Source organism: Actinoalloteichus sp. AHMU CJ021, assembly GCF_002895405.1.
GTDB classification, from domain to species: domain Bacteria; phylum Actinomycetota; class Actinomycetes; order Mycobacteriales; family Pseudonocardiaceae; genus Actinoalloteichus_B; species Actinoalloteichus_B caeruleus.
On sequence record NZ_CP025990.1, the window covers coordinates 689910 to 713359 of the forward strand.

Annotated in this window: 20 protein-coding genes and 1 CRISPR repeat array; of the genes, 8 read left to right on the top strand and 12 right to left on the bottom strand. The window is 71.0% G+C overall.

Annotation, left to right across the window (positions count from 1 at the left end):
• Positions 1–378 precede the first annotated feature (378 nt).
• Positions 379–1647 carry an FAD-binding protein gene (locus C1701_RS02465; protein WP_051314033.1) on the top strand — a complete coding sequence of 423 codons (1269 nt, stop codon included), beginning with the start codon at positions 379–381 and terminating at the stop codon, positions 1645–1647.
• A gap of 225 nt (positions 1648–1872) precedes the next feature.
• Entirely contained in the window at positions 1873–2088 is a 216-nt protein-coding gene (locus tag C1701_RS02470; protein ID WP_337662093.1) for a hypothetical protein, read from the top strand.
• A gap of 163 nt (positions 2089–2251) precedes the next feature.
• Here the strand turns inward: C1701_RS02470 and C1701_RS02475 are convergent, their stop codons facing one another.
• A complete protein-coding gene (locus C1701_RS02475) occupies positions 2252–2785 on the bottom strand; it encodes a DinB family protein (protein WP_103055460.1) in 534 nt (177 codons plus the stop codon).
• Positions 2786–3029: 244 nt separating this feature from the next.
• On the opposite strand from C1701_RS02475, the gene C1701_RS02480 reads away from it, so the two are divergent.
• Complete coding sequence (locus tag C1701_RS02480) at positions 3030–4667, top strand: ABC-F family ATP-binding cassette domain-containing protein (RefSeq protein ID WP_026419134.1); 1638 nt, start codon at positions 3030–3032, stop codon at positions 4665–4667.
• Positions 4668–4858: 191 nt separating this feature from the next.
• Here C1701_RS02480 and C1701_RS02485 read toward each other — a convergent pair whose 3' ends face one another.
• The 5 genes from C1701_RS02485 to C1701_RS02505 form a co-directional block, all read right to left on the bottom strand.
• A complete protein-coding gene (locus tag C1701_RS02485) occupies positions 4859–5353 on the bottom strand; it encodes a hypothetical protein (RefSeq protein WP_026419135.1) in 495 nt (164 codons plus the stop codon).
• Positions 5350–5718, bottom strand: a complete 369-nt coding sequence (locus C1701_RS02490; protein WP_103055461.1) for a MarR family winged helix-turn-helix transcriptional regulator — start codon at positions 5716–5718, stop codon at positions 5350–5352. Before C1701_RS02490 ends, C1701_RS02485 begins: the two co-directional genes overlap by 4 nt.
• Positions 5719–6073: 355 nt before the next feature.
• Positions 6074–6529, bottom strand: coding sequence for a hypothetical protein (locus C1701_RS27040; protein WP_337662094.1), 456 nt, complete (start codon positions 6527–6529; stop codon positions 6074–6076).
• The gene (locus C1701_RS02500) at positions 6526–6723 is read right to left on the bottom strand and encodes a hypothetical protein (RefSeq protein WP_030105102.1); all 198 of its coding nucleotides are present in this window, start codon (positions 6721–6723) and stop codon (positions 6526–6528) included. Before C1701_RS02500 ends, C1701_RS27040 begins: the two co-directional genes overlap by 4 nt.
• 192 nt (positions 6724–6915) lie before the next feature.
• Positions 6916–7131, bottom strand: coding sequence for a hypothetical protein (locus C1701_RS02505; protein WP_030105101.1), 216 nt, complete (start codon positions 7129–7131; stop codon positions 6916–6918).
• A 680-nt stretch (positions 7132–7811) separates the two neighbouring features.
• Here C1701_RS02505 and C1701_RS02510 point away from each other — a divergent pair.
• The 3 genes from C1701_RS02510 (at position 7812) to C1701_RS02520 (ending at position 10145) form a co-directional block, all read left to right on the top strand.
• Entirely contained in the window at positions 7812–8657 is an 846-nt protein-coding gene (locus C1701_RS02510; RefSeq protein ID WP_026419139.1) for a helix-turn-helix domain-containing protein, read from the top strand.
• 21 nt (positions 8658–8678) lie between these two features.
• A complete protein-coding gene (locus C1701_RS02515; protein WP_026419140.1) occupies positions 8679–8870 on the top strand; it encodes a DUF397 domain-containing protein in 192 nt (63 codons plus the stop codon).
• A gap of 531 nt (positions 8871–9401) precedes the next feature.
• Positions 9402–10145, top strand: coding sequence for a GntR family transcriptional regulator (locus C1701_RS02520; protein WP_026419141.1), 744 nt, complete (start codon positions 9402–9404; stop codon positions 10143–10145).
• A 432-nt stretch (positions 10146–10577) separates the two neighbouring features.
• Here C1701_RS02520 and C1701_RS02525 read toward each other — a convergent pair whose 3' ends face one another.
• A complete protein-coding gene (locus tag C1701_RS02525) occupies positions 10578–12152 on the bottom strand; it encodes an MFS transporter (RefSeq protein ID WP_337662095.1) in 1575 nt (524 codons plus the stop codon).
• A gap of 112 nt (positions 12153–12264) precedes the next feature.
• Here C1701_RS02525 and C1701_RS27045 point away from each other — a divergent pair, with 112 nt between their 5' ends.
• Entirely contained in the window at positions 12265–12909 is a 645-nt protein-coding gene (locus C1701_RS27045; protein WP_162147306.1) for a TetR/AcrR family transcriptional regulator, read from the top strand.
• Between the two features lie 334 nt (positions 12910–13243).
• Here C1701_RS27045 and C1701_RS02535 read toward each other — a convergent pair whose 3' ends face one another.
• Positions 13244–14317 carry a protein-L-isoaspartate O-methyltransferase family protein gene (locus C1701_RS02535; RefSeq protein WP_103055463.1) on the bottom strand — a complete coding sequence of 358 codons (1074 nt, stop codon included), beginning with the start codon at positions 14315–14317 and terminating at the stop codon, positions 13244–13246.
• Between the two features lie 330 nt (positions 14318–14647).
• Positions 14648–16891, bottom strand: coding sequence for an ATP-binding cassette domain-containing protein (locus C1701_RS02540; RefSeq protein WP_103055464.1), 2244 nt, complete (start codon positions 16889–16891; stop codon positions 14648–14650).
• 62 nt (positions 16892–16953) lie between these two features.
• On the opposite strand from C1701_RS02540, the gene C1701_RS02545 reads away from it, so the two are divergent.
• The gene (locus C1701_RS02545; protein ID WP_026419144.1) at positions 16954–17913 is read left to right on the top strand and encodes a helix-turn-helix transcriptional regulator; all 960 of its coding nucleotides are present in this window, start codon (positions 16954–16956) and stop codon (positions 17911–17913) included.
• Positions 17914–18169: 256 nt separating this feature from the next.
• Here the strand turns inward: C1701_RS02545 and C1701_RS02550 are convergent, their stop codons facing one another.
• The 3 genes from C1701_RS02550 to C1701_RS02560 form a co-directional block, all read right to left on the bottom strand.
• Entirely contained in the window at positions 18170–20149 is a 1980-nt protein-coding gene (locus C1701_RS02550) for a hypothetical protein (RefSeq protein WP_337662096.1), read from the bottom strand.
• Positions 20150–20588: 439 nt separating this feature from the next.
• Complete coding sequence (locus C1701_RS02555; protein ID WP_051314036.1) at positions 20589–21560, bottom strand: EamA family transporter; 972 nt, start codon at positions 21558–21560, stop codon at positions 20589–20591.
• 188 nt (positions 21561–21748) lie between these two features.
• A CRISPR array of direct repeats spans positions 21749–22204; the repeat unit is 28 nt; unit sequence GGAACAGCCCCGCGTGCGCGGGGAGGAC.
• Positions 22205–22574: 370 nt separating this feature from the next.
• On the bottom strand, positions 22575–22988 hold the full coding sequence (locus tag C1701_RS02560) for an ArsR/SmtB family transcription factor (RefSeq protein ID WP_030105092.1): 414 nt from the start codon (positions 22986–22988) through the stop codon (positions 22575–22577).
• Positions 22989–23450: the final 462 nt, after the last annotated feature.

Sequence of the window (23450 nt, forward strand, 5' to 3'; positions counted from 1 at the left end):
CCACCGACGGGTCGCGCCCCACGCGGCCCCGGGCCGAGGGCGGTGGATGCGGACCGAGCCGGTGCTCGGGACGCGTTCCTCACACCCTGGGCGTTCGCTCCCAGCTCACCCGGTCCGCCGCCGGTTCCCGGCGTCCTCGCCCAACCCCGACCCCGCGGGTTTCGATAACACCGGCACGGTTGCGCGCGATCCATGATCGAACGGTGCGAACGGCACGAACCGGGTCCCGAGTCCCTTCTGGACCGGCTCGGCGGGGGTGCGGGCCGGGATCGGGCCATCCACGCGGGAATACCCCGGTGGCCTGACCGGAACGACGCCGGAACACACCCGGTCCCTCACCCACCGTGGCAGCATCGGTGTTCGGGGAGAGGAGCCGGAATGGGCAACGGGGCCAGGCAGGACGACAGCGCGAGGGGGACGGCGACGATGGCGGCACCGCCCTGCGTGTCGACGGACGCGGTGGCGCGCCGCGCGGTGGCCCGGGACTGGGGAGGACAGGTCGGGGTCGTCCCGGCCTTCGTGGCGCGTCCCCGGACGGAGGCCGAGGCCCAGGAGGCCGTGAACTGGGCGGTTGAGCACGACCTGCCGTGGGTGCCACGCGGGCAGGGCCACTCCTGCGGGGGCCGCGCCCAGTCGGAGGGCGTGGTGGTGGACCTGTCCGGGTTGGACGCGGTGCACGACGTCGGTCCCGACTTCGTCACCGTCGGCGCGGGCATGACCTGGAGCCAGGTCCTCGACGTGGCCGCCGAGCACGGGTTGGCCCCACCGGTGATCACCGACCATCCGCACCTCTCGGTGGGCGGCACGTTGTCGTTGGGCGGGGTGGGCGGCACCTCCTACCGGCACGGCGCGCAGGCGGACTCCGTGGTGCGGATGTTGGTGCTCACCCCGGGAGGCCGGGTGGTGCGGTGCGGGCCCCGGCTTCGGTCGGACCTGTTCACCTCGGTGCTGGGCGGATCGGGAACGGCCGGGCTGATCCTGCGGGCGACGCTGCGGCTGGTCCCCGCTCCGGCGGTGGTGCGGCGGGTCCGGCTGACGGTCGGCGGTCCCCGGGCCCTCGTGGAGGCGCAACGGGAACTGCTGGGCGACGAGAAGCCGGACCACATGCAGGGGCTGGTGCAGGTGGTGGACGGAGGCTGGCGGCACCGGCTGGACCTGGCGGAGTTCGTCGACGAGGCGGCCGGGCCGTCCTGGGTGTCGGGTGGAAGACCGTTGCCGGCGGGCCTGGCGTCCCGCGTCGAGGTGGCGGAACGATCCCGCCACTCGCACCGGGAGTTCGTGCATCGGGGAGCGGCGGACGAGGCCCGGTTGCGGGAGACCGGGGACTGGGACGCGCCGCACCCGTGGGCCGCCGTGTTCCTGCCCGACGCGCACGCGGAGGACGCGGTCGCGGACATCCTTGACGGCCTGACGCCTCGACTGCTGGGGGAGGCGGGTCTGGTGTTGGTGTACCCGCTGCGGAGCATCATGCTGCGCGCCGGGCGGCCCGCGCTGCCCCAGGGCGCGGTCGTGTGGCTGTGCGCGCTGTTGCGTTCCGCGCCCCAAGGGGACCCGGCGGCGGTGTCCGACATGGAGGCCGACAACGAGCGGGTGCACCGCATCACGGCCGGGGTCGGCGGCACGCGCTACCGCATCGGCGCCCACTGACCCGGCAGGCCCGGGCGGGGAAGCCCGGCCGGCCGCTGGGGCCGTCAGCCTGGGAGGCCCGTGGTGGCCCGCGACCCGTCCGGGCCGGTCGCTCCTCGGGCGGCTGGTCGCGGGGCGGGCCCCCGTGCTGGGTGACCGCGACAGCCGGACGTGTGTTCCCTAGCGGCATCACGACCCCACGGGGCAGACCGGTGCGTCTTCGCCAGCGACCGGCGGTGGACAGTGGTGCGGGCGAGCGACCTCGAGGAGGGCCAGGGCCAGGGCCTGCCGGTGTGGTGCCGCCATGTCGGAGACCCCGTCCTCGCCAGCGACCTGACACGACGCGCCGACTTCGCCCTGTTCGTGCTGGCAGCACTGGACGACGACAGCCTGGTGCGCGAGGCACCCGCGATCGTCGGCCGTCTCGCGCCCAGCGCGCAGGGCCAGCCGGACCGGCCCTGACCACCTGGTCCGGCCAGGGCCGCGCCGCGGCGCCGACGGGGTCGGCGAGCAGCGGTGCGCTACTCCCGGAACAGGGCGGGACGCCCGGGTACGCGCCGGGCCGGATCGCCCGGCCCCCGGTCTGGAGTACCGCCCCTGCCAGGCGGAGGTGCCCCGGGACCTGTCAGGAGGTGGCGAACCGCGCTCGGTAGAGGTCGCGGAGGACGGCGATCTCCGCGCCGTGGTGGATGACCTCCCGGTTGATGTGCAGGACCAGGGTGGCCATGCCGTGCTCGGCCCACGGCCCCTCCGCCGGGCCGACCGGGCGGAGCAGCGCCGCGTCGTCCAGGGCGGCCACCCCGTCCCGCCAGGCTCGGTACTGCTCCCGCAACAGGCCAACGCCCTCCTCCGCCGTCATCGGCCAGGGCGCGTTCTCCAGGGTCAACGACCCGTCCCCGAAGTGGTTGCTGGCGCGCAGACCGAGCACCGGGATCGCGATGTGCGCCAGCCGCCACGCGATGGTGGTGAAGGGCGGTGGTTCGGGCGCGGGCCACTGCCAGTCGATCATGGGAGCCCCGTCCTCGCCGACCCGCACCGTCCAACAGCCCGGCACGGGTTCCCAGTGGAACTCCTCGTCGGTGAGACCGTCCAGTGTGGGTCCGAGGTTGTGGTCCCAGTAGAAGTCCAGCTGGTCGAGGAGTTCGGCACGCCAGTTCATCAGGGCTTCCTCACGCGGGTCGGACGGGTCGGACGGGTCGGACGGTGGCGACCCACGCTAGCCACCGGGCCCGACAACCGCTCCCTCCCGCGCCGGGTGCCCCCCACCCGGGCGCAGGGGGCAGAGAGGCGGCCCCGTCCGATGACCCCTCGTGCCACACCCGCCGTGACCAGCCATCGCCCGGTCAGGGCTCCGGGAATCCGGTCGTCGCCCCGCCCCGCCCGCCGCTAGCATCGGAGCCCTCATGACGGCAACACTCGTCGCCAGCGGGCTGGCCGCGGCACACGGAGACCGCGTTCTCTTCTCCGGACTGGACCTCGTCGTCGCCCCCGGGGACGTCATCGGCCTGGTCGGCGCGAACGGGGCCGGCAAGTCGACCCTGCTCCGGATGCTGGCGGGACTGCGCCCGGCGGACGAGGGCACGGTGCGGCTCAACCCTCCCACCGCCACCGTCGGCCACCTCCCCCAGGAACCGGACCGCCGCCCGAAGGAGACCGTTCGGGACTTCCTCGCCCGCCGCACCGGGGTCGCCGACGCCCAACGCGACCTGGACGAGACGACCGAGGCGTTGAGCGCCGGCCGGCCCGGATCCGACACCGCCTACGCCGAGGCCCTGGACCGGTGGTTGTCCCTGGGCGGCGCCGACCTCGACGAACGTGCCGAGGAGGTCGCCGAGGACGTGGGGATCGGGGTGGGGCTGGACCAGCTGATGCCGTCGCTGTCCGGTGGGCAGGCCGCGAAGGCGGGCATGGCCTCGCTGCTGCTCAGCCGGTACGACGTGTTCCTGTTGGACGAGCCGACCAACGACCTGGACCTCGCCGGTCTGGAACGCCTGGAGCGCTTCGTCAGGGAACTGCGGGCGGGCACGGTGCTGGTCAGCCACGACCGCGAGTTCCTCGCCCGCACCGTCACCCAGGTGCTGGAACTGGACCTCGCCCAACAGCGCATCCGGCTCTACGGCGGTGGCTACGACTCCTACCTGGAGGAGCGGGAGGTCACCCGCCGGCATGCCCGGGAGGCCTACGAGGAGTACGCGGCGACCCGGGCCGGCCTGGAGTCCAGGGCCCGCACCCAGCGGGCCTGGATGGAGAAGGGCGTGAAGAACGCCCGCCGGAAGGCCACCGACAACGACAAGATCGGCCGCAAGTTCCGGGCGGAGGCCACCGAGAAGCAGGCCGCGAAGGCCCGCCAGACCGATCGGCTCATCGAACGGTTGGAGGTGGTCGAGGAGCCCCGCAAGGAGTGGGAGCTGCGGATGTCCATCGCCGACGCGCCCCGCAGCGGCGGCGTGGTGGCCGTCGCCCGGGCGGCGGTGGCCCGCCGGGGATCCTTCACGCTGGGTCCGGTGGACGTCCAGATCGACCGCACCGACCGGGTCGCGATCACCGGCCGCAACGGCGCGGGGAAGTCCACGTTGTTGGGGATGCTGCTGGGGCGGGTGCCGGTGGAGTCCGGGCAGACCAGCCTGGGAGCGGGTGTCCTGGTGGGCGAGGTCGACCAGGCCCGGGCCCTGTTCCTCGGCGACGACACCCTGCTGGCCGCCTTCGGCGCGGAGGTGCCGGACTGGGCTACCGCCGAGGTCCGGACCCTGCTGGCGAAGTTCGGGTTGACCGCCGACCACGTGCTCCGCCCCGCCTCGGAGCTGTCGCCTGGCGAACGGACCCGGGCCGCACTGGCGTTGTTGCAGGCACGCGGGGTGAACCTGTTGGTGTTGGACGAGCCGACGAACCACCTGGACCTGCCGGCGATCGAACAGCTGGAGTCGGCGCTGGCCTCCTACGAGGGCACGTTGCTGCTGGTCACCCACGACCGGCGGATGGTGGAGGCCGTGCACACCACCCGCCACCTCGTGGTGGCCGACGGGCGGGTCACCGAGGTCTGAGGACCCCACCCGGACGTCCCGTCGTGCGGCCGGCGGTCAGCGGCGCCGACGTCCGGCGGCGTGCTGCGCCGCCCCGCCCGGCTGGGGTGGCGCGCGCCGGCCGCGCACCGCGACGTCCCGGGCTCGGAACGCGCGCCGCTCCCCCACTCGCGACCCCGCACCGGGCTCGCGGGGCGGCGGCGCGGACGCGGTCAGCGGCCCGCGATCATGTGCCCGGGAGGACCACCGGGGCCAGCGGGCCGGGACTCGGGTTCCGGGTCGTCCAGCCTGGCCCACTCGCCGTGCTTGAAACTCGCCCGCCCGGCGAAGCTCACGTTGACCGGGTCCCGCGCCTCCCACGCCCAGAACCGCACCCGACCCCACGGCGGGACGCGCCGCCGACGCCGCTTCATCGTCGCCGGCGGCCCCACGAAGTCCGGGATCCCCCAGCGCCGGGCGAGGTCCCGCATCACGTCCAACACGGCGGTGCTCAGCTCGGGGAACTCCGCGCAGTGCCGGACCTCGGCCCGGCAGAGCACCAACCGTCGGTAGTCGAAGGTCCCCGCCAGGTAGGTGACACCGGGTGCGATGACGGGGCCTCGCCCGACGTCGAGGTCGACGTGCCCGTAGAGCCGGCCGTCCTCCACCGGCGGGTCGGCCGAACAGCGGGTGATCCACTCGCCGCTGAGCTCGTCGCGGCCGTTCACGGCCGGCTCGCGAGTTCCCGGAGCCGGGTGGTGCCGGCGCGGATGACGGTCTGGGCGTGCGGGTAGGCCATGCGCGTCCGGGCGACGCCGTCGGGGGTGGCCATCAGCAGGACGCCACGGCGGTCGTGGAAGCAGCGGACGCGGTGGAGGAGTCGCCTGTCCTCCAGCCGGTGGGCGATCCGGGTGAGGCCGCTGGGGCTGATGCCGAGGGTTTCCGCCACCGAGCCGGCCTGCTGGGGCTGGCGGTCGAGTTCGAGGAGCACCAACAGGTCGGCGAGGCGCAGCGCTCCGGGGAGTGGGGTCGCGTCGCAGTCGCGGACGGTCCGGCGGATCGCGATCCAGGAGTCCGGCGGGGTGAGGGACATGCGTTTCCTTCCGCTGAGGGCCGGGCTGGGCGAGGGCCGCCCCGCCGGGGTGGGCGGGGCGGCGTACACACGGTGGTGGCGTCGTCCTGGGCACCACCTCCTTCCTGATCGTGTCGGGCTTCCTGGTCGCGGGTCGGGGCAGGGTGAGGGGAGGTCCCTGGCCGACACGGCGCGCTGCCAGCGATCACCGTGGACAGTCGTCAGTGGTGGCCACCGCCAGCGGCGGGAAGACCGTGCCGATGGGGTCGCCGCGACCGGAGACCACACGGGACGGACTCCGGGGGCGGAGCCGTCCTCCTCACGGCGGCCGGGCGCGTGGCTGGTCCGGCCAAGCCGACAGCCGGCACCGCCGGGGTCAGCGGGGGCGGAGTGGCCCCGGGGGCCGCCAGCGACGACCGGTCAGCAGCCGGGGCGCGGACGAGGAACTCGGTGGTGGCAAGGCTCCCAGCTCGGCGGCGACCACCCCCACCGAACCCGACAGCCGCCACACCACCCAGTCGCCGTCCCGCACCCGAACACCCTCGACCTCACCGTGACCCCGAATCACGCACCAGTCCACGAAGCCACCGCCAGGCCAGGCGAAGGAACCGCCAGGGCGCCCGTGCCCCGCGTCAACGACACCCACCGCCACCCGCGCCGGGTCAACGCGTAGACCGCCGCCAACTCGGGTACCGCGTCCAGGGCCTTCCGCGCCGCCGCGTCCATCACTCCAGGCCTCCATCACGTAGGGGCGGACCCGCCGGGCGCGACCGGTGAGCGGGGGAAGCACGACGGTGACCGCCTCCCCCGGGTCGGCCACGGTCCCGGTCACGGGACCAGTCCGCACAGCAGGGCTTTCAGGGGGCCGGTCAGCGCGTGGACCACGGTGTCCGCCGCCGGGTACCAGGGCCGCGGGGTGTTCCCGAAGGCAGCCAGGTGCGGGGCGACCGCGCCGACGACGAGGACCAGGGCTAAGAGGGCGATCAGGAACGAGACGACGGTATGGATGAGGGCGTGCGCGATCACGGGATGTCCTCGGGGTGTAGGAGAGCCCGCGCCGGACGCGCGGGGTGAGGGAGAAGCGGGGCTGGCCGGGACGCCGGCCAGGAGCCGCAGGGTCGCGCTCGGCCCCTGTGGGCAGAGCGGAACTACCCGCCGGCCCCCGACGAGATCCGGGCGGAACGGCAAGGTCTGGTCGGCGGAGACGACCAGCGAGGGCTAGCGGGCCGACCGGCTCCCGGTAGCGCGGAAGGGGCGGCGGGTGCTGGTCGGGCGGGTCATGCCAACCGAGGCCAATGCCTGCCGAGTGGTGCGGCGGGCACGCCGCACCCGCAGCGCCATGCGAATCGCCGGCCCGAACCAGCGATCGAGCCGTTCGACCACCCACAGTCCGACCAGCGCGATCAGGGCGCCGAGCGCCATCTCAAGCACCACGCCGCACCCCTTTCGTTGGCCGCTGCTGGCAGGGTGCGGGCAAAACACCCCACAGCACCGTCGTCCAGCCTGGACGGAGCTGGTCACCCGATGGGAGCGGGAGGGCACGGGTACCGTGCGGATTCGGGCCGGTTGGAAGTCCCGGGGCGGTGTGGCGGTGGTGCCGCCCGGAGCCAGGACGCCCGCTCACGACGTGACCCGAATGGAAGCTACGGCAGTGGCCGCAGGGGTGCCGCATCCGTGCGCTGCCGACGTGATCGAGGGCGAGGGCCACGGGATCGTTGGAACCCTGGCTACCGAACGACACCTGTCATCGTCGTGGGCGGACAGGTCCTCGGGCGAATCCCCAGGACTTTGGGGGAGAGCGGAAGGATTTCCGCGTTCCACCCACGCGTCGTGGGTCGGGCTGATCACGCCCAGTAGCATTGCCGTAGAGACGGGATCGTGGTGCATGCTTCGGTTCCTCTCGTCAGGAGGGGTCGGGCGGCCGTGGAAAGTTGGCCCGGCCCCTCCTCCTGTTCGTCCACAAGACACTGTGGCGAATACCACCTTGTCCGCACACGCACCGTGACGCAAGAGTACTGACGAGCAATTTGCACGAGATGACCCAAAAGGAGTAAGGGGTCGGAGGAAGTGACAGCCTGTCGTACGCTCGGTCGGGCGTACGGGGAGGAGATCGGGTGTCCGAGTACCACGCAGGAGTCCGAATGCGACGGGTCTGCCGGGAGCTGCGCAAGTGGCGTGAGTCGGCGGGGCTCAAAGCCACGGAGGCGGCGAAGCAGCTCAAGTGGTCGCCATCGAAGATCTCCCGCATCGAGCACGCGGTCCAGGCACCCACCAGCGTGGAGACCCTTGCCCTGGCCCTGACCTACGGCGTCCCCGAACGCGACCGCGACCGCCTGTTCGCCGCCGTCACCACCGCACAGGAAGGCGGCTGGTGGTCGCAGTACAGCGACGTCCTGTGGGACGCGGCCCAGGATCTCATCGAGCTGGAGGACGAAGCGTCCTCGGTTCGGATCTTCAAGGCACAACTCGTACCCGGACTGTTCCAGACCGGCGACTACTTCGCCGCACTGAGCGAGAGTTGGCTACCCAGACCGACGGCGGAGGTCTCCCGCCAGCGATCCTTCATCCGGGAGACACGTCAGCAGAGGCTGACGTCGACGAATCCCCTCCACGTCCACGCCGTGCTGTGGGAACCCCTGCTGCACGGTGCGGTCGGAGGGCCGGAGGTCATGCGGGGACAGCTTCGGCGACTGCTGGAGCTGGCCGAGCTGCCACATGTTCGCATCCAGGTGCTCCCAACCGGAGCAGGCGCCCATCCCGCGTTGGGAACCGAATTCGACCTGCTTGGATTCGAGGAGAACCACCTCGACGACGTCGTCTACTTCGAAACACTGAACCGTGGGGACTACGTCGAGGAACAGACCTCGGTACAGCGCCACAAAGATTCGTTCGTCGCGCTTCAATCTAGGGCTTTGAGTGATTCAGAGTCCACAAAGTTGATCAAGAGACTGTCGAGCTGACGCCCAAGGAATGCGACTGACATGAGGACCAAGCTCACCAACTGGTACACGAGCACCTATTCCAACGGAGGTGGAGGTGCGTGCGTCGAAGTCGGCTCCGCTCCCGACCTCGTCGGCATCCGAGACAGCAAGAACCGTGATGGCGGCGTCCTCATCGTGGACCACCGCTCCTTCACCCGCTTCATCACCGCGATCAAGAGCGAACGCTACTGACCGTCCTGGCGCCGCGCCGGGGTGACCTGCTCCAGGCCACCCCGGCGCCGAACTCCTCCCCGGACCTGGCGCGAACGTGAATACCACGAGAGCTGCCACCACGACGCACGACGGCGGTAGCGGGTCGAACAGGGCAAGGTCGCAGTAGCCCTGTTTCGGCCCCTTCCCTCCCCCAGCTACCAGGGCACCAGCTTGCGAGCTACCCACTGTGGCGGAAGCGTGGGCGAAGCGGAGGAGACTCCTCGCGCATCGCCCCGATCCTCCCCGTGTCGGACAAGCTCGGCAACGAGCGCTCTTCGGGGGTATGACCGGCCGCCGGTACCCCAGCACCAAAGCCAATGGCCACGATGTCGTCCTCCCTCTCCCAAAGGCTCCTGGCAGCTTGGGACGTTGCTCCAGATTCCGTCCTTCGGGGGACCGGAGCTCCTCCGCCACCCAGGACGTCCAGGTTTTACCGGTAACCTGAATGACCTGAGTGCACCTCGACCATTCCTTGTTGTCCAGATAGCCTGGGTGGGTTGCAATGGAGAGATGCAGACACGTCCGTGGATCCAGATCGCCGAAGACCTGAGGCTGCGCATCACTTCAGGTGAGTACGCCGAAGGAGAGCGGTTGCCTTCGGGCTCGACCCTGATGGGGGAGTACGGCGTTGCCCGACAGACGATCCAGAACGCTGTCGACCAGCTCCGCGCCGAAGGCCTGGTGTCCAGCATCGCAGGCCGAGGATGGTTCGTGTCCAAGCGCCGCCCGATCACTCGACTCGCCCGCAACCGGCTCTCCGCCGACGAGAGGACCGCTGGTAGAGGGGCTTTCCTCACCGATGCGGCGGCAGCCGACTTCACCCCCACGGTGACGGTGCGGGTCTGGAAGGAGGAAGCCGGGGAAGAGGTCGCCTCGTACCTCGACGTCCCTTCCGGCACTCAGGTCCTGGTCCGGGACCGCGTGATGCGAGCCGATGGCGACGTGGTGCAGCTCGCGGCCTCCTACCTTCCTGCCGACCTCGTCCAGGGCACTCAGGTTGAACACGTGGACACCGGACCAGGAGGAACCTACGCTCGCCTGGAAGAGGCGGGCTTCGCCCTGAGCCACTTCACCGAGTTCGTCTCGGCGAGATCACCTCGACCCGCCGAAGCGGAGTCCCTGCGGATTCCACACGGCCACCCGGTCATCCAGGTGACCCGAGTGGCATTCGCGGCGGACCGACCGGTAGAAGTCAACTTCATCTCCATGGCCAGCGACCGCTTCCAACTCGTGTACCAGATCGACGCCCGTTGAGACCGCACTCGATCGCACTCGACGCATGGCGGTCTCGGACATCTGGTAGCCGTACGACGTCGGTCAACTGCCGACCCGGTACCACCGTCTCCGTCGTCGCGTGCGGTGCCACACTGACTTTCCAGCGTGGATGGGATCCCCACACCCGAGCACGGAGATGGCACCAGGACATGACTCGGCGCGAGGTGAACGGTGCCCTCACATCAGGCGGTTGACCGGCGCGATCGGACCGTTGGCGACAGCACGGCTCGCTGCCTTTCCCCGGCTACGGGCCGCGGAGGGGCCCGTCACGCTCCGCGCGAGTCAATCACCCGCCGGCAACGAGAAGCGAGTGTGACCTGATCAGCTTCGACGAGGCACCCCTTCCCTCCGCCGCGCGCTGAGCTGTCGGGCGGACCACCCGCGCAGCAGCTCCGCCGAGCGGTCGGGAGATCAGTGCATGACGACGGCGTCGGCGGAGGAGTGCTCTCCCTTCCGCACGAAGAGCGCTGCCACCACACCGACGAGGGCCACGACCACCGCCACGGACATCGCGCCCGTCATTCCCGCCACGAAGGACGCGTGTCCGGCTTCCACGATCGCGTCAGCCGTACCGGGCCCGACGCCGGGTGGAAGGGGTACTTCTCCCTGGGTCACCCGGTCGGCTCGGTCCAGGACGAACTGGGATTCGTCCGGCCCCACGCCTCGCTCCGCGAGGTTGCCGGCCAGACCGGTGCTGACCGCGACGGAGAGCAACGTGGTGAGCACGGCGGTTCCCATGACCCCACCCAGTTGGGACGCGGTCTGCTGAAGACCTCCAGCGACGCTGCTCAACCTGGGGTGGACGTTGCTGACCAGGGCATCTGTGCTGGCCACGGACACCATGCCGATGCCGAGCCCCATCCCGAGGAGCGAGGGCCACATGGCGTGGTAGGTACTCCCGACCTCCAACTGGGAAAGACCGAAGGCGGAGGCCGCGATGATCGTCATCCCGCCGAGCAGGGCGGGCCGTGGCCCGACGCGGGCGTTCAGATGTCCCACGAGCGCGGATGCCAAGGCGAGAGCGGCGGTCAGCGGCAGGACCCGAACACCGGCCTCGAGCGCGCTGACCCCCTGGACCCGCTGCATGTAGAGGGTCAGGAAGAACAGCGTGCCGTACAGCGTGAAGAACGCGAACACCACGAGCAGCGTCGCGGCTGGCACGGTTCTGTTGGCGAAGATCGTCAGATCCAGCAGGGGCCGGGCCGCCCGGCGCTGACGCCACACGAACAGCGCGCCCAACACCACCGCGAGACCGAGGTAGCCGAGGACCGTGGCGTCCAGGTGCCCGTGCTCGGCCTGGAGCACTCCCCAGGCCAGGCTGACCATCGTCAACGCGAGCAGGACGGCGCCCACGGCGTCCAGACGCCCGGTTTCCGTGGTGCCGCGCTGGTCACGGAGGTGGAGCGCGCCCAGGGTCACCGCGACGGCCCCGATGGGCACGTTGATGAGGAACACCGACTGCCATCCCTGCGCCTGCACCAGCAGGCCAGCGACCACGGGTCCAGCGGCGGCGGCGATGGCCGTGCAACCACTCCAGGTGGCCAGCGCCCTGCTCAGCGCCGGCCCCGAGAACGTCGCGCGCAGCAGCCCCACGCCGGCCGGCATGACGAGCGCACCGGCGATCCCCTGGACGACCCGCCAGAAGATCAGGGCGTTGATGCTGCCCGAGAGGGCGATCATCAGCGAGGCCACCGTGAACAGGGCGGTACCGGTGAGCCAGAAGGTCCTGCGGGAGAACCGGTCCGCGGCCCGGCCGAAGATCACCAAGGTGGAGGCGATGGCCAACAGGTAGCCGTTGGTGACCCATTGGAGGCCGGCCAGGCTGGGGCGCAGGTCGGCCGCGATGTCGGGATTGGCCACGGAGATCACCGTGCCGTCCAGAGCCACGATGGCGGCTCCCAGGCTGACCACGGTCAGCACGACTCCTGGTCGGGGCGGCCTCGGTGGAGCCGTCCCGATCTCCTCCGTCGAGGAGTGTTTCACCATGAGCACCCTTATCGTCGTTTGCTGCCAACATGGCAGTGACTGCCATGTTGTTTTCGCCTGCCATCATGGCACGAGCACGAGCGGAAGGTTCGCCCCCTTCGGAAGGCAGGACATGGCAGCCCCAGCACCAGAGCCAGAAGCGAACCGCCCCACCCTTCGTGAGCGGCAACGACAGCGCACCCGAGGGGAGATCAGCCAGGCCGCGCTTGACCTCTTCGAGGCGCAGGGGGTGGAGGGGACGACGGTGGACGACATCGCGCACCGGGCGGGCGTCTCCCCCCGAACGTTCTTCCGGCACTTCGCCATGAAGGAGGACGCCGCGCTGCTCATCCACCACGACTTCGACGGGGCCCTGCACAGCCACCTGGGCCAGGGCGAGAACCGGTCCCCGTTGGCGACGCTCTGCTCGGTCTACTCCCAGGTACTGGCGAACTACGGCCGGGGCGACGGCGAGGCCGCCCGGCAGATGTTGCGGGTCAGGGCGCTCATGCTGACCAGCCCCACCCTGCGGACCGCCAGCCTCCGACTGGACGCCCAGCGAGCACAGGAACTCCTGGAGCACTTCATGCCGGCGGGCGATCGGAACGCGCGCGAGGAACTGCGGATCCGCATGGCAGTGGAGACCACGGCGGCGGCCGTACGCGTCACCCTGACGATCTGGAACGACCTGTACAACAGGGGAACACCCGTCGACGCCGCACACCTGTTCGCCGAGGCGCTGGACAGCGCGGGGATCCGGCCGACCGCCGAACAGTGATCGCGCCCTACTCCGCCGTCCCAGCTCCGCCCCGCGGGCTCACCACGTCGAACCACCGAAAGCGGGCTCATCTCCCAGCAGCGCGGACAGCCCCCGCGCACGCGGGGACGAAGCCCTCGCCGGACGCCGGCGTGGAGCTCGTTCGGGAAACGGCCCCGCGGCGCGGCGGCGACACCCCGCAGGGCACGGGCGGCCGCGGCGGCAGCCCTCCCCTGGGGCAGCCCGGCTGACCGGGAACGGGGGTGACATGCCGAGCACGTGGAGGCAGGTGCTCGACCGCCCGCGCCACCACGCCCCTGTTGCTCGAGACTCGATCCGGCCGCCCAGCAGCCCCCTACCGGGAGAGCCGCAACCTCCATCCTTCCTGCTGAGGGTGCAGCGTGCCCTCGTACTCCTCGACCGCCGGCCGGCCAGCCCGATCCCAGGCCCGGAACCAGTCCCGCACGATCCGCAGGGATGGCGATGCTCGACGATCAGCCAAGATCGTTCCGTCGTGACGGAGGACGGCGACGGACTCCGGGGTGCTGTGGCCCACCGCGATCCCGCCCGAGGGCCAGCCGACAGCCGTCAGGTAGTGATCGTCTGTGGCAGCCGCCCAGGTCCTCCAGCTCCCCCAGTCGATGTCCTCCTCCCCGACTGTCTCGCGGATCGAGGACCTGGCAAGCAGCCTGTCCAGTGCCCCGCGCGCTCCATCCCGCAGCTCGTTGTCCTCCTTCCGCCACCCGACTGATCTCCAGGCGGCGGAGGGGAGGCGGTACTCCCAGTCGACGAGACGGGTGGGCGTGTCCGGGTCGCAGGGGCTGGACACCGTCTCCATGTAGCCGCCGTGCAGGACACGCTGAACTCGCGGTATCCGATCCTCGTCGACCAGAATCTCAGCGACCACCGTGATCTGGGGGACTCGCGCCACCGGAAGCGGGGTGACGATGACACCGCCAACCTGCGACTGGTCGACCCACGCCTTCGGCAGGTGGGGCGGCGTGCACCACGCGACGAGGCGGTCGTAGGGCGCTTCGGCCGCGAATCCTTGACGCCCGTCCCCCACCACGCACCTGACGTTCCGCACTCCACGCTCGCGATGGGCACACCGCGCCCACTGCACCAGGTAGGGGTCGATGTCCACGCTGACCACGCTGACCACGCGGCCGTCCTCGCCGACCAGGGACGACAACAGCGCCCCGGAGTATCCGGAGCCGGTGCCGATCTCGCACACGCGCTGGGCCGGGTGAACGTCCAGAAGCGTGAGTTCGCGGTGGATCACCAGTGGGTTCGACCGCATCGGCGTGTGGCCGCGTCCTCCGTGGTGGGAGTAGTGCGTTTCCGGAATCGTTCCGGCGACCGAAGCGACGGTTGGTGCGATGGTGACCACGACACCCCCCAAAAGGAAGAGTGACCAACTGTGCACCATCGGTGATATCCCGATGTCATCGGGGCCTTCCCGCGGGAACCACCAGCCGTCAGATCACTGGAACGCCGGGGCTGTCCACCGGGTCCTCTCCCGTTCCGCTCAACACCGCTTGCTTCCCCGCACCAGCGGCGTGCGGGGTGAGGGCACCGCTCCCACACCCCGCACCAGGCATCGCGACTTCCCCGCCGGTCCTCGGCTCCGACATCAACTCGGATCAACCCGCCGCCCAGGCCGAGGACCCGCACCCCGGGGGGAAGGACACGACACGCAGCGCCCTGTCCCCGCGCGGCACCGGCCGTCCACGGCGAACGCTCGCACGCTCCCCCGCCCTCAGGACGGGAAGGCCTCCCGCAGGGCTCGTCCCGTCGGGGTGTCGCCGACCCCGGTCACCGGCCCCTCGTAGAGCACCCGGCCCCCGTGCCGGCCCGGGCCCGGCCCCAGGTCGATCAGCCAGTCGGCGTGCCGGATCACGTCGAGGTTGTGCTCGATCACCACGACGCCGTGCCCGTGCTCCACCAGGTCGTCGAGGAGACCGAGCAACGTGTCGATGTCGGCGAGGTGCAGTCCGGTCGTCGGCTCGTCGAGCACGTAGAGGGTGGGCATGCTGGCCTCCCGCAGTTCCTTGGCCACCTTCACCCGTTGGCACTCCCCTCCCGACAACGTCGACAGCGGCTGACCGAGCCGCAGGTACCCCAGGCCCACCTTGTCAAGGTGGCTCAGGGCCTTCGTGATCGCCCTGTCCGGCAGCCGCCGGATCGCCTCCTCGATCGTCAGGTCCTCCACGTCGGCGATGGACAGCCCGTCCACGGTGTACCGCAGCACGTCGGGGGTGAACCTGCGCCCCTGGCAGGTCTCGCACACGGTTTCCTGGCCGTCCATGAAGGCCAGGTCGGTGTAGATGACACCGGTCCCGCCGCAGTCCGGGCAGCCGCCTTCCGAGTTGGCGCTGAACAGGCTCGCGGCGACGCCGTTGCGCCGGGCGAACAGCTTCCGGATGGGCGCTGCCACCCCCGTGTAGGTGATGGGGGTGGACCGGCGGCTGGCGCTGACGGGACGCTGGTCGATGACGATCGCGTCGTGCTGGTTGACGAGTTCCCGGGCGAGGCTGGACTTGCCGGACCCGGCGACCCCGGTGAGCACGGTCATCACCCCGGTGGGGATCTCGACGGTCACCTTCCGCAGGTTGTTGCGGCAGGCGTCGGCGACGACGACCTGCCCAGTCGGGGTGCGCGGCTCCTCCCTCGGTCGACGCGTGCGGGAGAGTTCGACCGAGGTGGCGGTTCCAGCCGCGCCCAGTTCGGAGAACGGCCCCTGGAAGACCAGGGCCCCACCGTGTTCGCCGGCTCTGGGTCCGATCTCGACGACCTGGTCGGCGGCGGCCATCACCGCCGGGTCGTGCTCGACGACGAGGACGCTGTTGCCCTTGTCGCACAGCTGGCGGAGCAGGGTGATCATGGCCGACACGTCGTGCGGGTGGAGGCCCACGGTGGGCTCGTCGAAGACGTACAGCATCTCCATCAGGCTGCTGCCGAGGTGCTTCACCGTCTTGATGCGCTGCGACTCCCCGCCGGAGAGCGTCGGCGTGGGCCGGCCGAGGTGCAGGTAGCCGAGGCCGATGGTGACCAGGGCGTCCAACCGGTCCTTCAGTGCCGCCACCGCTGGCCGCACGCTCGGCTCGGTCACTCCGGTGACGAGGTCGGCGAGGTCGCTGACCTCCATCCGGGCCATCGCGCCGATGGTGCGGCCGAGGACGGTCGCGGAGCGGCTCTCCTCGTTGAGCCGGTCGCCGTGGCAGTCGGGGCACAGGTCGGAACGGGTGAACTGGGCCAAGGTCTCCCGTTTGCGCTCCGACAGGTCCTCCGAGGTGTTCAGGTAGATGCGCTCGAACCGTTCGACGACCCCTTCGAATCCCTTCGGAGGGCGCGGGTCGAGCCGTTCGGCGTGTTCCCCGCCGTAGAGGAGGGCCTGCCGTTGGTCCTCGCTCCAGTCGCGGAGCGGTGTGGTGGCGTCGAACGAGCCGATGTCGGCGTACAGGCTGTACCAGTAGCCCCCCTGCACGAACCCGGGAAGCCGGACCGCGCCGTCCTCGAGCGACCTGTCCATGTCGACCACACGGTCCACGGCGGTCACCACCACCTCCCCCAGCCCGGAACAGGTGGGGCACATCCCCGTCGGGTCGTTGAAGGAGAAGCGGTTGGACTCCCCGACGTGCGGGGTGCTGAGACGGGAGAAGATCAGCCGCAGGTAGGACCAGGCGTCGGTGTAGGTGCCGACGGTGGATCGGGAGTTCCCGCCGACCCTCCGCTGTCCGATGACCACCGCCGGGGACAGGCCGCTGATCTCGGTGACCTCCGGGCGGGTCCACTTCGTCATCCGGTTCCGCACGAACGGGGGGAACGTCTCGTTGAGCTGGTGGCCCGCCTCGGCCGCGATGGTGTCGAACACCAGGGACGACTTCCCGGAGCCGGACAGCCCGACGAACACGACGAGCTGCCCCCGGGGCACGTCGACGTCGAGGGACTTCAGGTTGTTCGTCCGAGCACCCCGGACCCGAATGTTGCGCTGTTGCGACATGCGGGAGACCGTACGAGCAGATGTGGCCGGATTCTGACCGCGATTCGCTCGAGAATGGGCGCATGGCCGACGTGACCCAGCGTTCCCTCGCCCTGCTGGCCGCCCTCCAGACGGGCAGGGCCTTCACCGGCGGGGAACTCGCCCGACACCTCGACGTCAGCCCCCGCACCCTCCGCCGCGACATCGACCGCCTCCGCGGGTACGGCTACCCCGTCGAAACCCAGCCCGGCCCCGGCGGCTACTACCGGCTGGCCACCGGGAACTCGATGCCCCCGCTCCTGTTGGACGACGACGAGGCCGCCGCCACCCTCCTCGCGCTCGCCGCCCTCGCCGCCACCGGCAGCGCCGAACAGGGCAGCCTCGACGCGGCCGCCACCAGCGCCTACGGCAAGGTCGACCAGTACCTGCCAGCCCGGCTCCGCCCCCGCGTCGCCGCCCTGCGGGCCAGCCTGGAAACCGACCAGACCGCCGCGCCGAGCACCAGCACGGAGACGCTGAGCACCCTCGGCACCGCCATCCAACGCTCCCACGTCGTCGCCTTCGACTACACGACCGCGCGCGGGACCACCAGCAGCCGTCGCGTCGAACCCCACCGGCAGGTGCACCTGCTCCACCGCTGGTACCTGCTGGCCTGGGACCTGGGCCCCGAGGACTGGCGTGTCTTCCGGGTCGACCGAATCTCCGACGCCAGGGACGCGGGCCGGAGCTTCCGCCCTCGCCCCCTGCCCGCCGGGGGAGGCGTGGAACACGTGCGGCAGGCCGTGACCCGCGCCCGGCAGCGGGTGGTGGTCACGATCGAAGCCCCGATCGCGAAGGTCGCGGACGCCCTGCGCCACCAGTACACCGAGCTCACGCCGCTCGACGCCGACCGCACCCGCATCGTGCTCATGCCCGAGTCGTGGCAGTGGCTGGTCCTGAACATCGCGCTCGTCGACGCGGACTTCACCATCGAGGAACCCGCCTCGATGCGCGAGCAGTGCCAGCGCTTCGGCGCCCGGCTCGCCGGCGGCGGACAGGGATGACGGCCGGGAATCCTCGTACGCGCCGACCGGGCGACCGGCTCGTCCCCGCTCTCGTCCCCTCCCAGGGCACGGCACGCCGCGCGCAGGACAGCAGTGGCACCGAGCGGGGCGGGAGCACCGTTCCAGCGGACGGGTATGGCCCGGCGAGGTGGTCGCGCTCCCGTCGACACTGTCCTGCGGCCTGGCTGGCCCACTCCCTTCCACGCCCCGGACCGTCCCACCCCGCGTCGATGGATCCCGGAGGACCCCGTGCCGCTCAGGCCGTCGAGCCGAGCTCAATTCCCACGTCGTCGCCGAACCTCAACTGTTCGGCGGGCAGCGGGGGCCCGTGCGGGTGTTCCAGCTCGCGGACGAAGCCGGTGTCCTCGTCGAAGGTGACGGTGGGCCGGAAGCTGTCCCGCACCTCAGCGGGGATGGCGTTGTCGACGATGACCAACTGGAAGTCGCGGTACCGCTGTCCGCTCGTGGTGCCGCTGAGCGCCGCCGCGCGGTCCTGGAGGTAGTCGGCCATCCACCTGTACATGCGAGCCGCGAGCGCCTGGTCATGTGAGTTGCGGCCGAGGTTCTTCTGCGGGGAGTCCAGGATCAGCAGGTGCGGGAGGTGGAAGTCGGCGGGTTGCTCCAACGCGTACAACAGCAGCGCCAGGCTGTAGGCCACGGACACCGCGGTGCGTGATCCACCGCCCCGCTGCCCGAAGTCCTGGTCGTCCACCAACGGTGTCCACGTTTCCGGGTCCAGGCGGGCACGACCGGTGGCCCACGGCAGGTCGAACGCGTGCACGATCTGGCGGAACAGGGAGTTGAGCCGTTCCAACGCGTCCCCGGGGCGCACCAGCTGGGCCGACAGTTGAAGGTGGCGCTCCCTCATCTCCTTCAGTTTCCGCGCGTCTCGCTCGGTGTCACGCTCCAGCCGTCTCAGCTGGTCGTGCGGCGCCCGCAGCCTCGTCAACGCGCTGATCTGGGCGCTGAGCGCTGCCAGTTCGCCGGTGGCCGCCGCGATGGCGTCCACGTGCGGCGACGTCGACGCGGCGAGGTGCTGGTCGACCCGCTGGCGTGCGGTGTCGAGGTCCGCCCTGGCCCGCCGCACCACCTCCCCGCTGCCGCGCAGGTCCTGGTCCGCCGTGGCCAACGCCGTCGCCGCCGCCTCCTCCATCTTCCGCAGGCGCGCCCTCTCCGCCTCCACGGCGGCACCCGGCAGCGGCAGGACGCAGACGCCGCAGTGCCCGGGAGGGACCACCCGCTCGCCCAGACCCTGGCGGCAGGCGGGGCAGGCGTCGAACGCGTAGGTCAGCTGCTCGCGCTCGCACGGCTCGACGTCCTCGACCGCGTCCACATGTGACAACGAGTCCCGCAGGGCCTTGACCTTGGAACGCGCCTCCTGATGGCGCCGGTGATCTCGCTCCACGGTGTCCTCGGCCTCGCTCAGGCGGGCCCGGGCCTCGTCGACCTGGCGGTGGAGGTGCGCCATGTGCGTGGCGGACGCGTTCGCCGCCGCCCGCAACCGTGCCACCACGTCCCGCGCCTCGCGTTCACGTTCCCGCAGCGTCACGAGCTCAGCGTCAAGGGCCTTCTCGCTGGTGGCGTCCGAGGACCTGAGGAACCGCGCGAGGTCCCGCGCCTTGCGCCGCTGGAGCGTGATGCGGTTCCTCGTGTCGGTGATCGCGCCGGCCAGCCGTTCCGTTTCCGGGGTGGTGAGGTGCAGGAGCAGCTTGAACACCGCGAGCCGTGGGGTTGTCCGCGATGGCGGCCGCACGACGAACCGGTCGATGTCCTCCTGCCGAATGTGCAGATAGGGCAACAGGTCCTCGGCGAAGCTGAGCCGCCTGTCCCCGGGCAGCCGGACCGAGGCGAACATCTCGTCCAGGCCGAGCCGCATCAACAGCCACGTCGACCACGACGGCTTCTCGTCCTGCGACCGCAACAGGAAATGGCCCACGGGGGTACCGTCGGCTTCCTCCACCCACACCGTCCCCGGGTGATCCCGATCCCGGGTGACGCGGTAGGTACCGTCCCCGATCTGGATCTGGGCCTGCACCGCGCGCAACCGCTGGTCCACCGCCCCCCGGAACTGGACCGTCCGCCCGAACAGGAAGTCCACGCACTCAATCATCGACGTCTTGCCCCGGTCGATCGGGCCCACCACGGCCACGAGCGACCCGTCAAGGTCGTACCGCTGCTGCCAGGTTTCCTGACCAACCCGGATTCGCAGCCACTGGATGCGAAGTCTTCCGCTCACCACACCCTCCCCCCGGGGCACTCGTACCCCTCACCACAGCACAGTGCCCGGTTACCGCAGGTAAGAGCACTTGGGTCGGCCGATGCCGCCAACCGTGGCTTCCCATCACACCAACGGCGTAGCTCGCTCGCACCGCGAAGATTCCCGCGTTGGAGGAACCGCCGGGAAGCCTGATCAGCGTCCCGAACCGAACACCGGTTTCCGGTTCCGCCCTGCGTGGCGGCTGACTCGATGACCCGCGATTGAGCCATTCGGGCGTGGAATTCCGGCCCTCGCCCGAATGGAGCCCGTTTCGGTACGACAACGCGCCCTGCTCCAGCCGAGCGGAGCCCTGCTCGACCATTCGCCAGAACTCGTGACACCACCCACCAAGCCACTGGTCACTATCGTTCTGCCCGCGAGCGACTGAGCGGGCCCGGGTCCCGAGCCACGGTCGGACTCATCCGGGCGGGCGCGGATTCACCGGTCGACCGTTCCCCGCGACTCGAGCTTCTGACGGCTCCGGCGCCCCCGGCGGCGCGACCCGCGGCAAGCGCGTGCCGGTTCCCTGCCGGCCCACGCACCCGAGCAGTACCCCGCCGACGATCAGGAGCCCGCCGAGCAGTTCCCACGCGGCGACGGTCTCCCGCAGGACAAGCCAGGCCGCCGTCATCCCGACCACCGGCGCCAGCATCGAGAACGGCGCGACCACACCGGCCGGGTGCCGGGCCAACAACCAGGTCCAGGCACCGGAGCCGAGAACTCCCGCGATGAGCACCGTGTAGGCCAGCCCGAGCAACGCCGCCCACGCACCGGGCGCGCCGAGGGTGCTGAGGGAGACTCCGATTCGGGTCGGGCCCTCGACCACGAACGCCAGGGCGAACATGGGCAGCGGCGGCACCACGCACATCCACAGCATCAGCCGAACCGGGCTGCTCGGCTTCGCCAACCGGCCACAGATGTTGCCCACCGCCCAACCGAAAGCGCCCGCCACCGTGAGCAGGAAGGGGACGACGCTGGCGGTCTCGGCCCGGTACCAACCCACCACCGCCAGCCCTCCCACGCCGACGAGGATGCCGGCCAGCTGGCGGGCGCTGATCCGTTCTCGCAGCACCGTCGCTCCGAGCAGCACGGTGAAGGGCGCGGAGGACTGGAGCACCAGTGACGCCAGACCTGTCGGCATGCCCACGGCCATGCCCCAGAAGAGGAAGAGGAACTGCACGATGCCGAACCCGCAGCCGTAACCGAGCAACCACCGCAGGGGGACGCCAGGGGCGGGGACGAACAGGACGGTCGGGATGGCGACCACCGCGAACCGCAACGCCACCAGGAACATCGGCGGGAAGTGCTCCAACGAGGCGCTGATGGCGACGAAGTTCAGCCCCCACACCACCGCGACGGACAGGGCGAGCAGACAGTGTCGTAGGGGCATGGGACCAGCTCATCGCAGTGCGACCCCGGCGGACAATCACGAGGTCAGGCACTGTTTGGGAGGCCCGCTGGACGCCCACTGGTGCCCCTCTCCGCCCCACTTGCGCTGGCGAGGGAGTGCCCTGTAGAGGGCTTGGGCCCTGCGGGCGGGGAGGACCCGGCGAACTGGTGATGGACTTCTGGGTGTCCGGAACAGCCCCGCGTGCGCGGGGAGGACGGGGTCGGCATCCGGCCGGCTGACCGTCACGTCGGGAACAGCCCCGCGTGCGCGAGGAGGACCGCCCCGGACGGCATCCGGGGGATGCCCGGCCCGGAACGGCCCCGCGTGCGCGGGGAGGACCCATGCTCGCCTCGGGCGGCACTGGCCCGACGGGGAACAGCCCCGCGTGCGCGGGGAGGACCGCTGCCCTGAGCCGGTTGGCGATCTGCACAGAGGAACAGCCCCGCGTGCGCGGGGAGGACCCCGTCGGATTCCGGCCTGGGCGAGCGGCCTTAGGAACAGCCCCGCGTGCGCGGGGAGGACAACGCCCGGCTGTAGGCGGTTCGGGCCTGGCCCGGAACAGCCCCGCGTGCGCGGGGAGGACCCGCCGACCGGGTGCGAACCGGGTTGGACCTCGGGAACAGCCCCGCGTGCGCGGGGAGGACACTTCCTGACCTGCGGTATCGCGGAGCACCTGCCCCTTTTTCATTCACTTCTCTCGAAGCGTTGATCGGCACCGCACGCCTCCGGCACCCAGTATGCCGGTCATCGGCGCGCGCCGACCGCTGGTCGCCGCGTCAACTCCCAAAGGAGGACCTGGCAGCCGATCAGTCACCACCACGTCTCGGGCAGTCCCCCTCCGCCGGCATGAAACACCCCGTCCAGGAGGCACGGCCTCGGTAGGTGTCGCCCTCAGTCGCCAGCAGGTAGGAGGTCGGGCTGGGCGCGGGAGCCTCACTCGGCGACCGAGCGGCCACGCGGCTCGTCACCACGCGGCTCGTGGTCGGGCGGCTCAACTGACCTGGTCGGCCTCCGTCACCCGCCGACGTGCGGCGACACGCCCGTTCTCGCGGAGGCCGTGGTCTCGGCCGGCGCTGGGGGCTCGGCTCCCAGGATGATTCCGACCAGGGTGTGCCCGCGTTCCGTGAGCCGGTACATCACGAGCTTCCCGTCCCGGCGGGACGACACGAGGCCGACGGACTTCAACTGCCGCAGGTGGTGGGACACCAAATTCCTGGCGTGGCCGACGATCCAGGAGGCGTCGCAGACGCAGAGTTCGCCGCCCTCTCTGAAGGCGGCCGCGATCCGGAGCCTGGTGGGATCGCCCAGAGCACGGGCCACGGCGGCCGCGGGTTCGACCTCGTCGAGACCCGGCAGATCCGCGCGGATCGCCTCGGCGTGCGGCAGGTCCAGGCACAACAGCTCGCAGGAGTCACGGTCCTCAGCCACGAACAGAACGATACGCGTTGATATGTACGGGCCGTTCGCTGGTTTCCGCTCCACCCCGAGGCGGGACGGTGGTGGTTCTGGAGGACGCGCGGACGCATGCCGCCGCGCGTCCTCCTGTCCGGAACTGCGGCCGCGCCTTACCGCCTCAGGGGGTGCCTCGGTTCTGCCGCGCGGGCGGTACTGCGCGGCACCTCGGGGTGAATTGGGCGAGGCTCAGGCTGTGGCGGACAGGGCGACGACCAGGGACGAGGACGACACCCCCGCCCACGGAAAGGGGCGCCGCCGGCGAACCTCGCCGAGGGCCACCCGAGGAAGCCCACCCATTCGTCGGCGACGGACGGCGCTGCCCTCGTGTCCACCGCCGGCTGAGTTCCCGTCGGAGGGCGGACATCGAGAACGTCCCACGGGAGGCGAACCAGCAGCGCCCTAGTCCACGGCCTCAAGGGCGAACAGGCCCCGTGG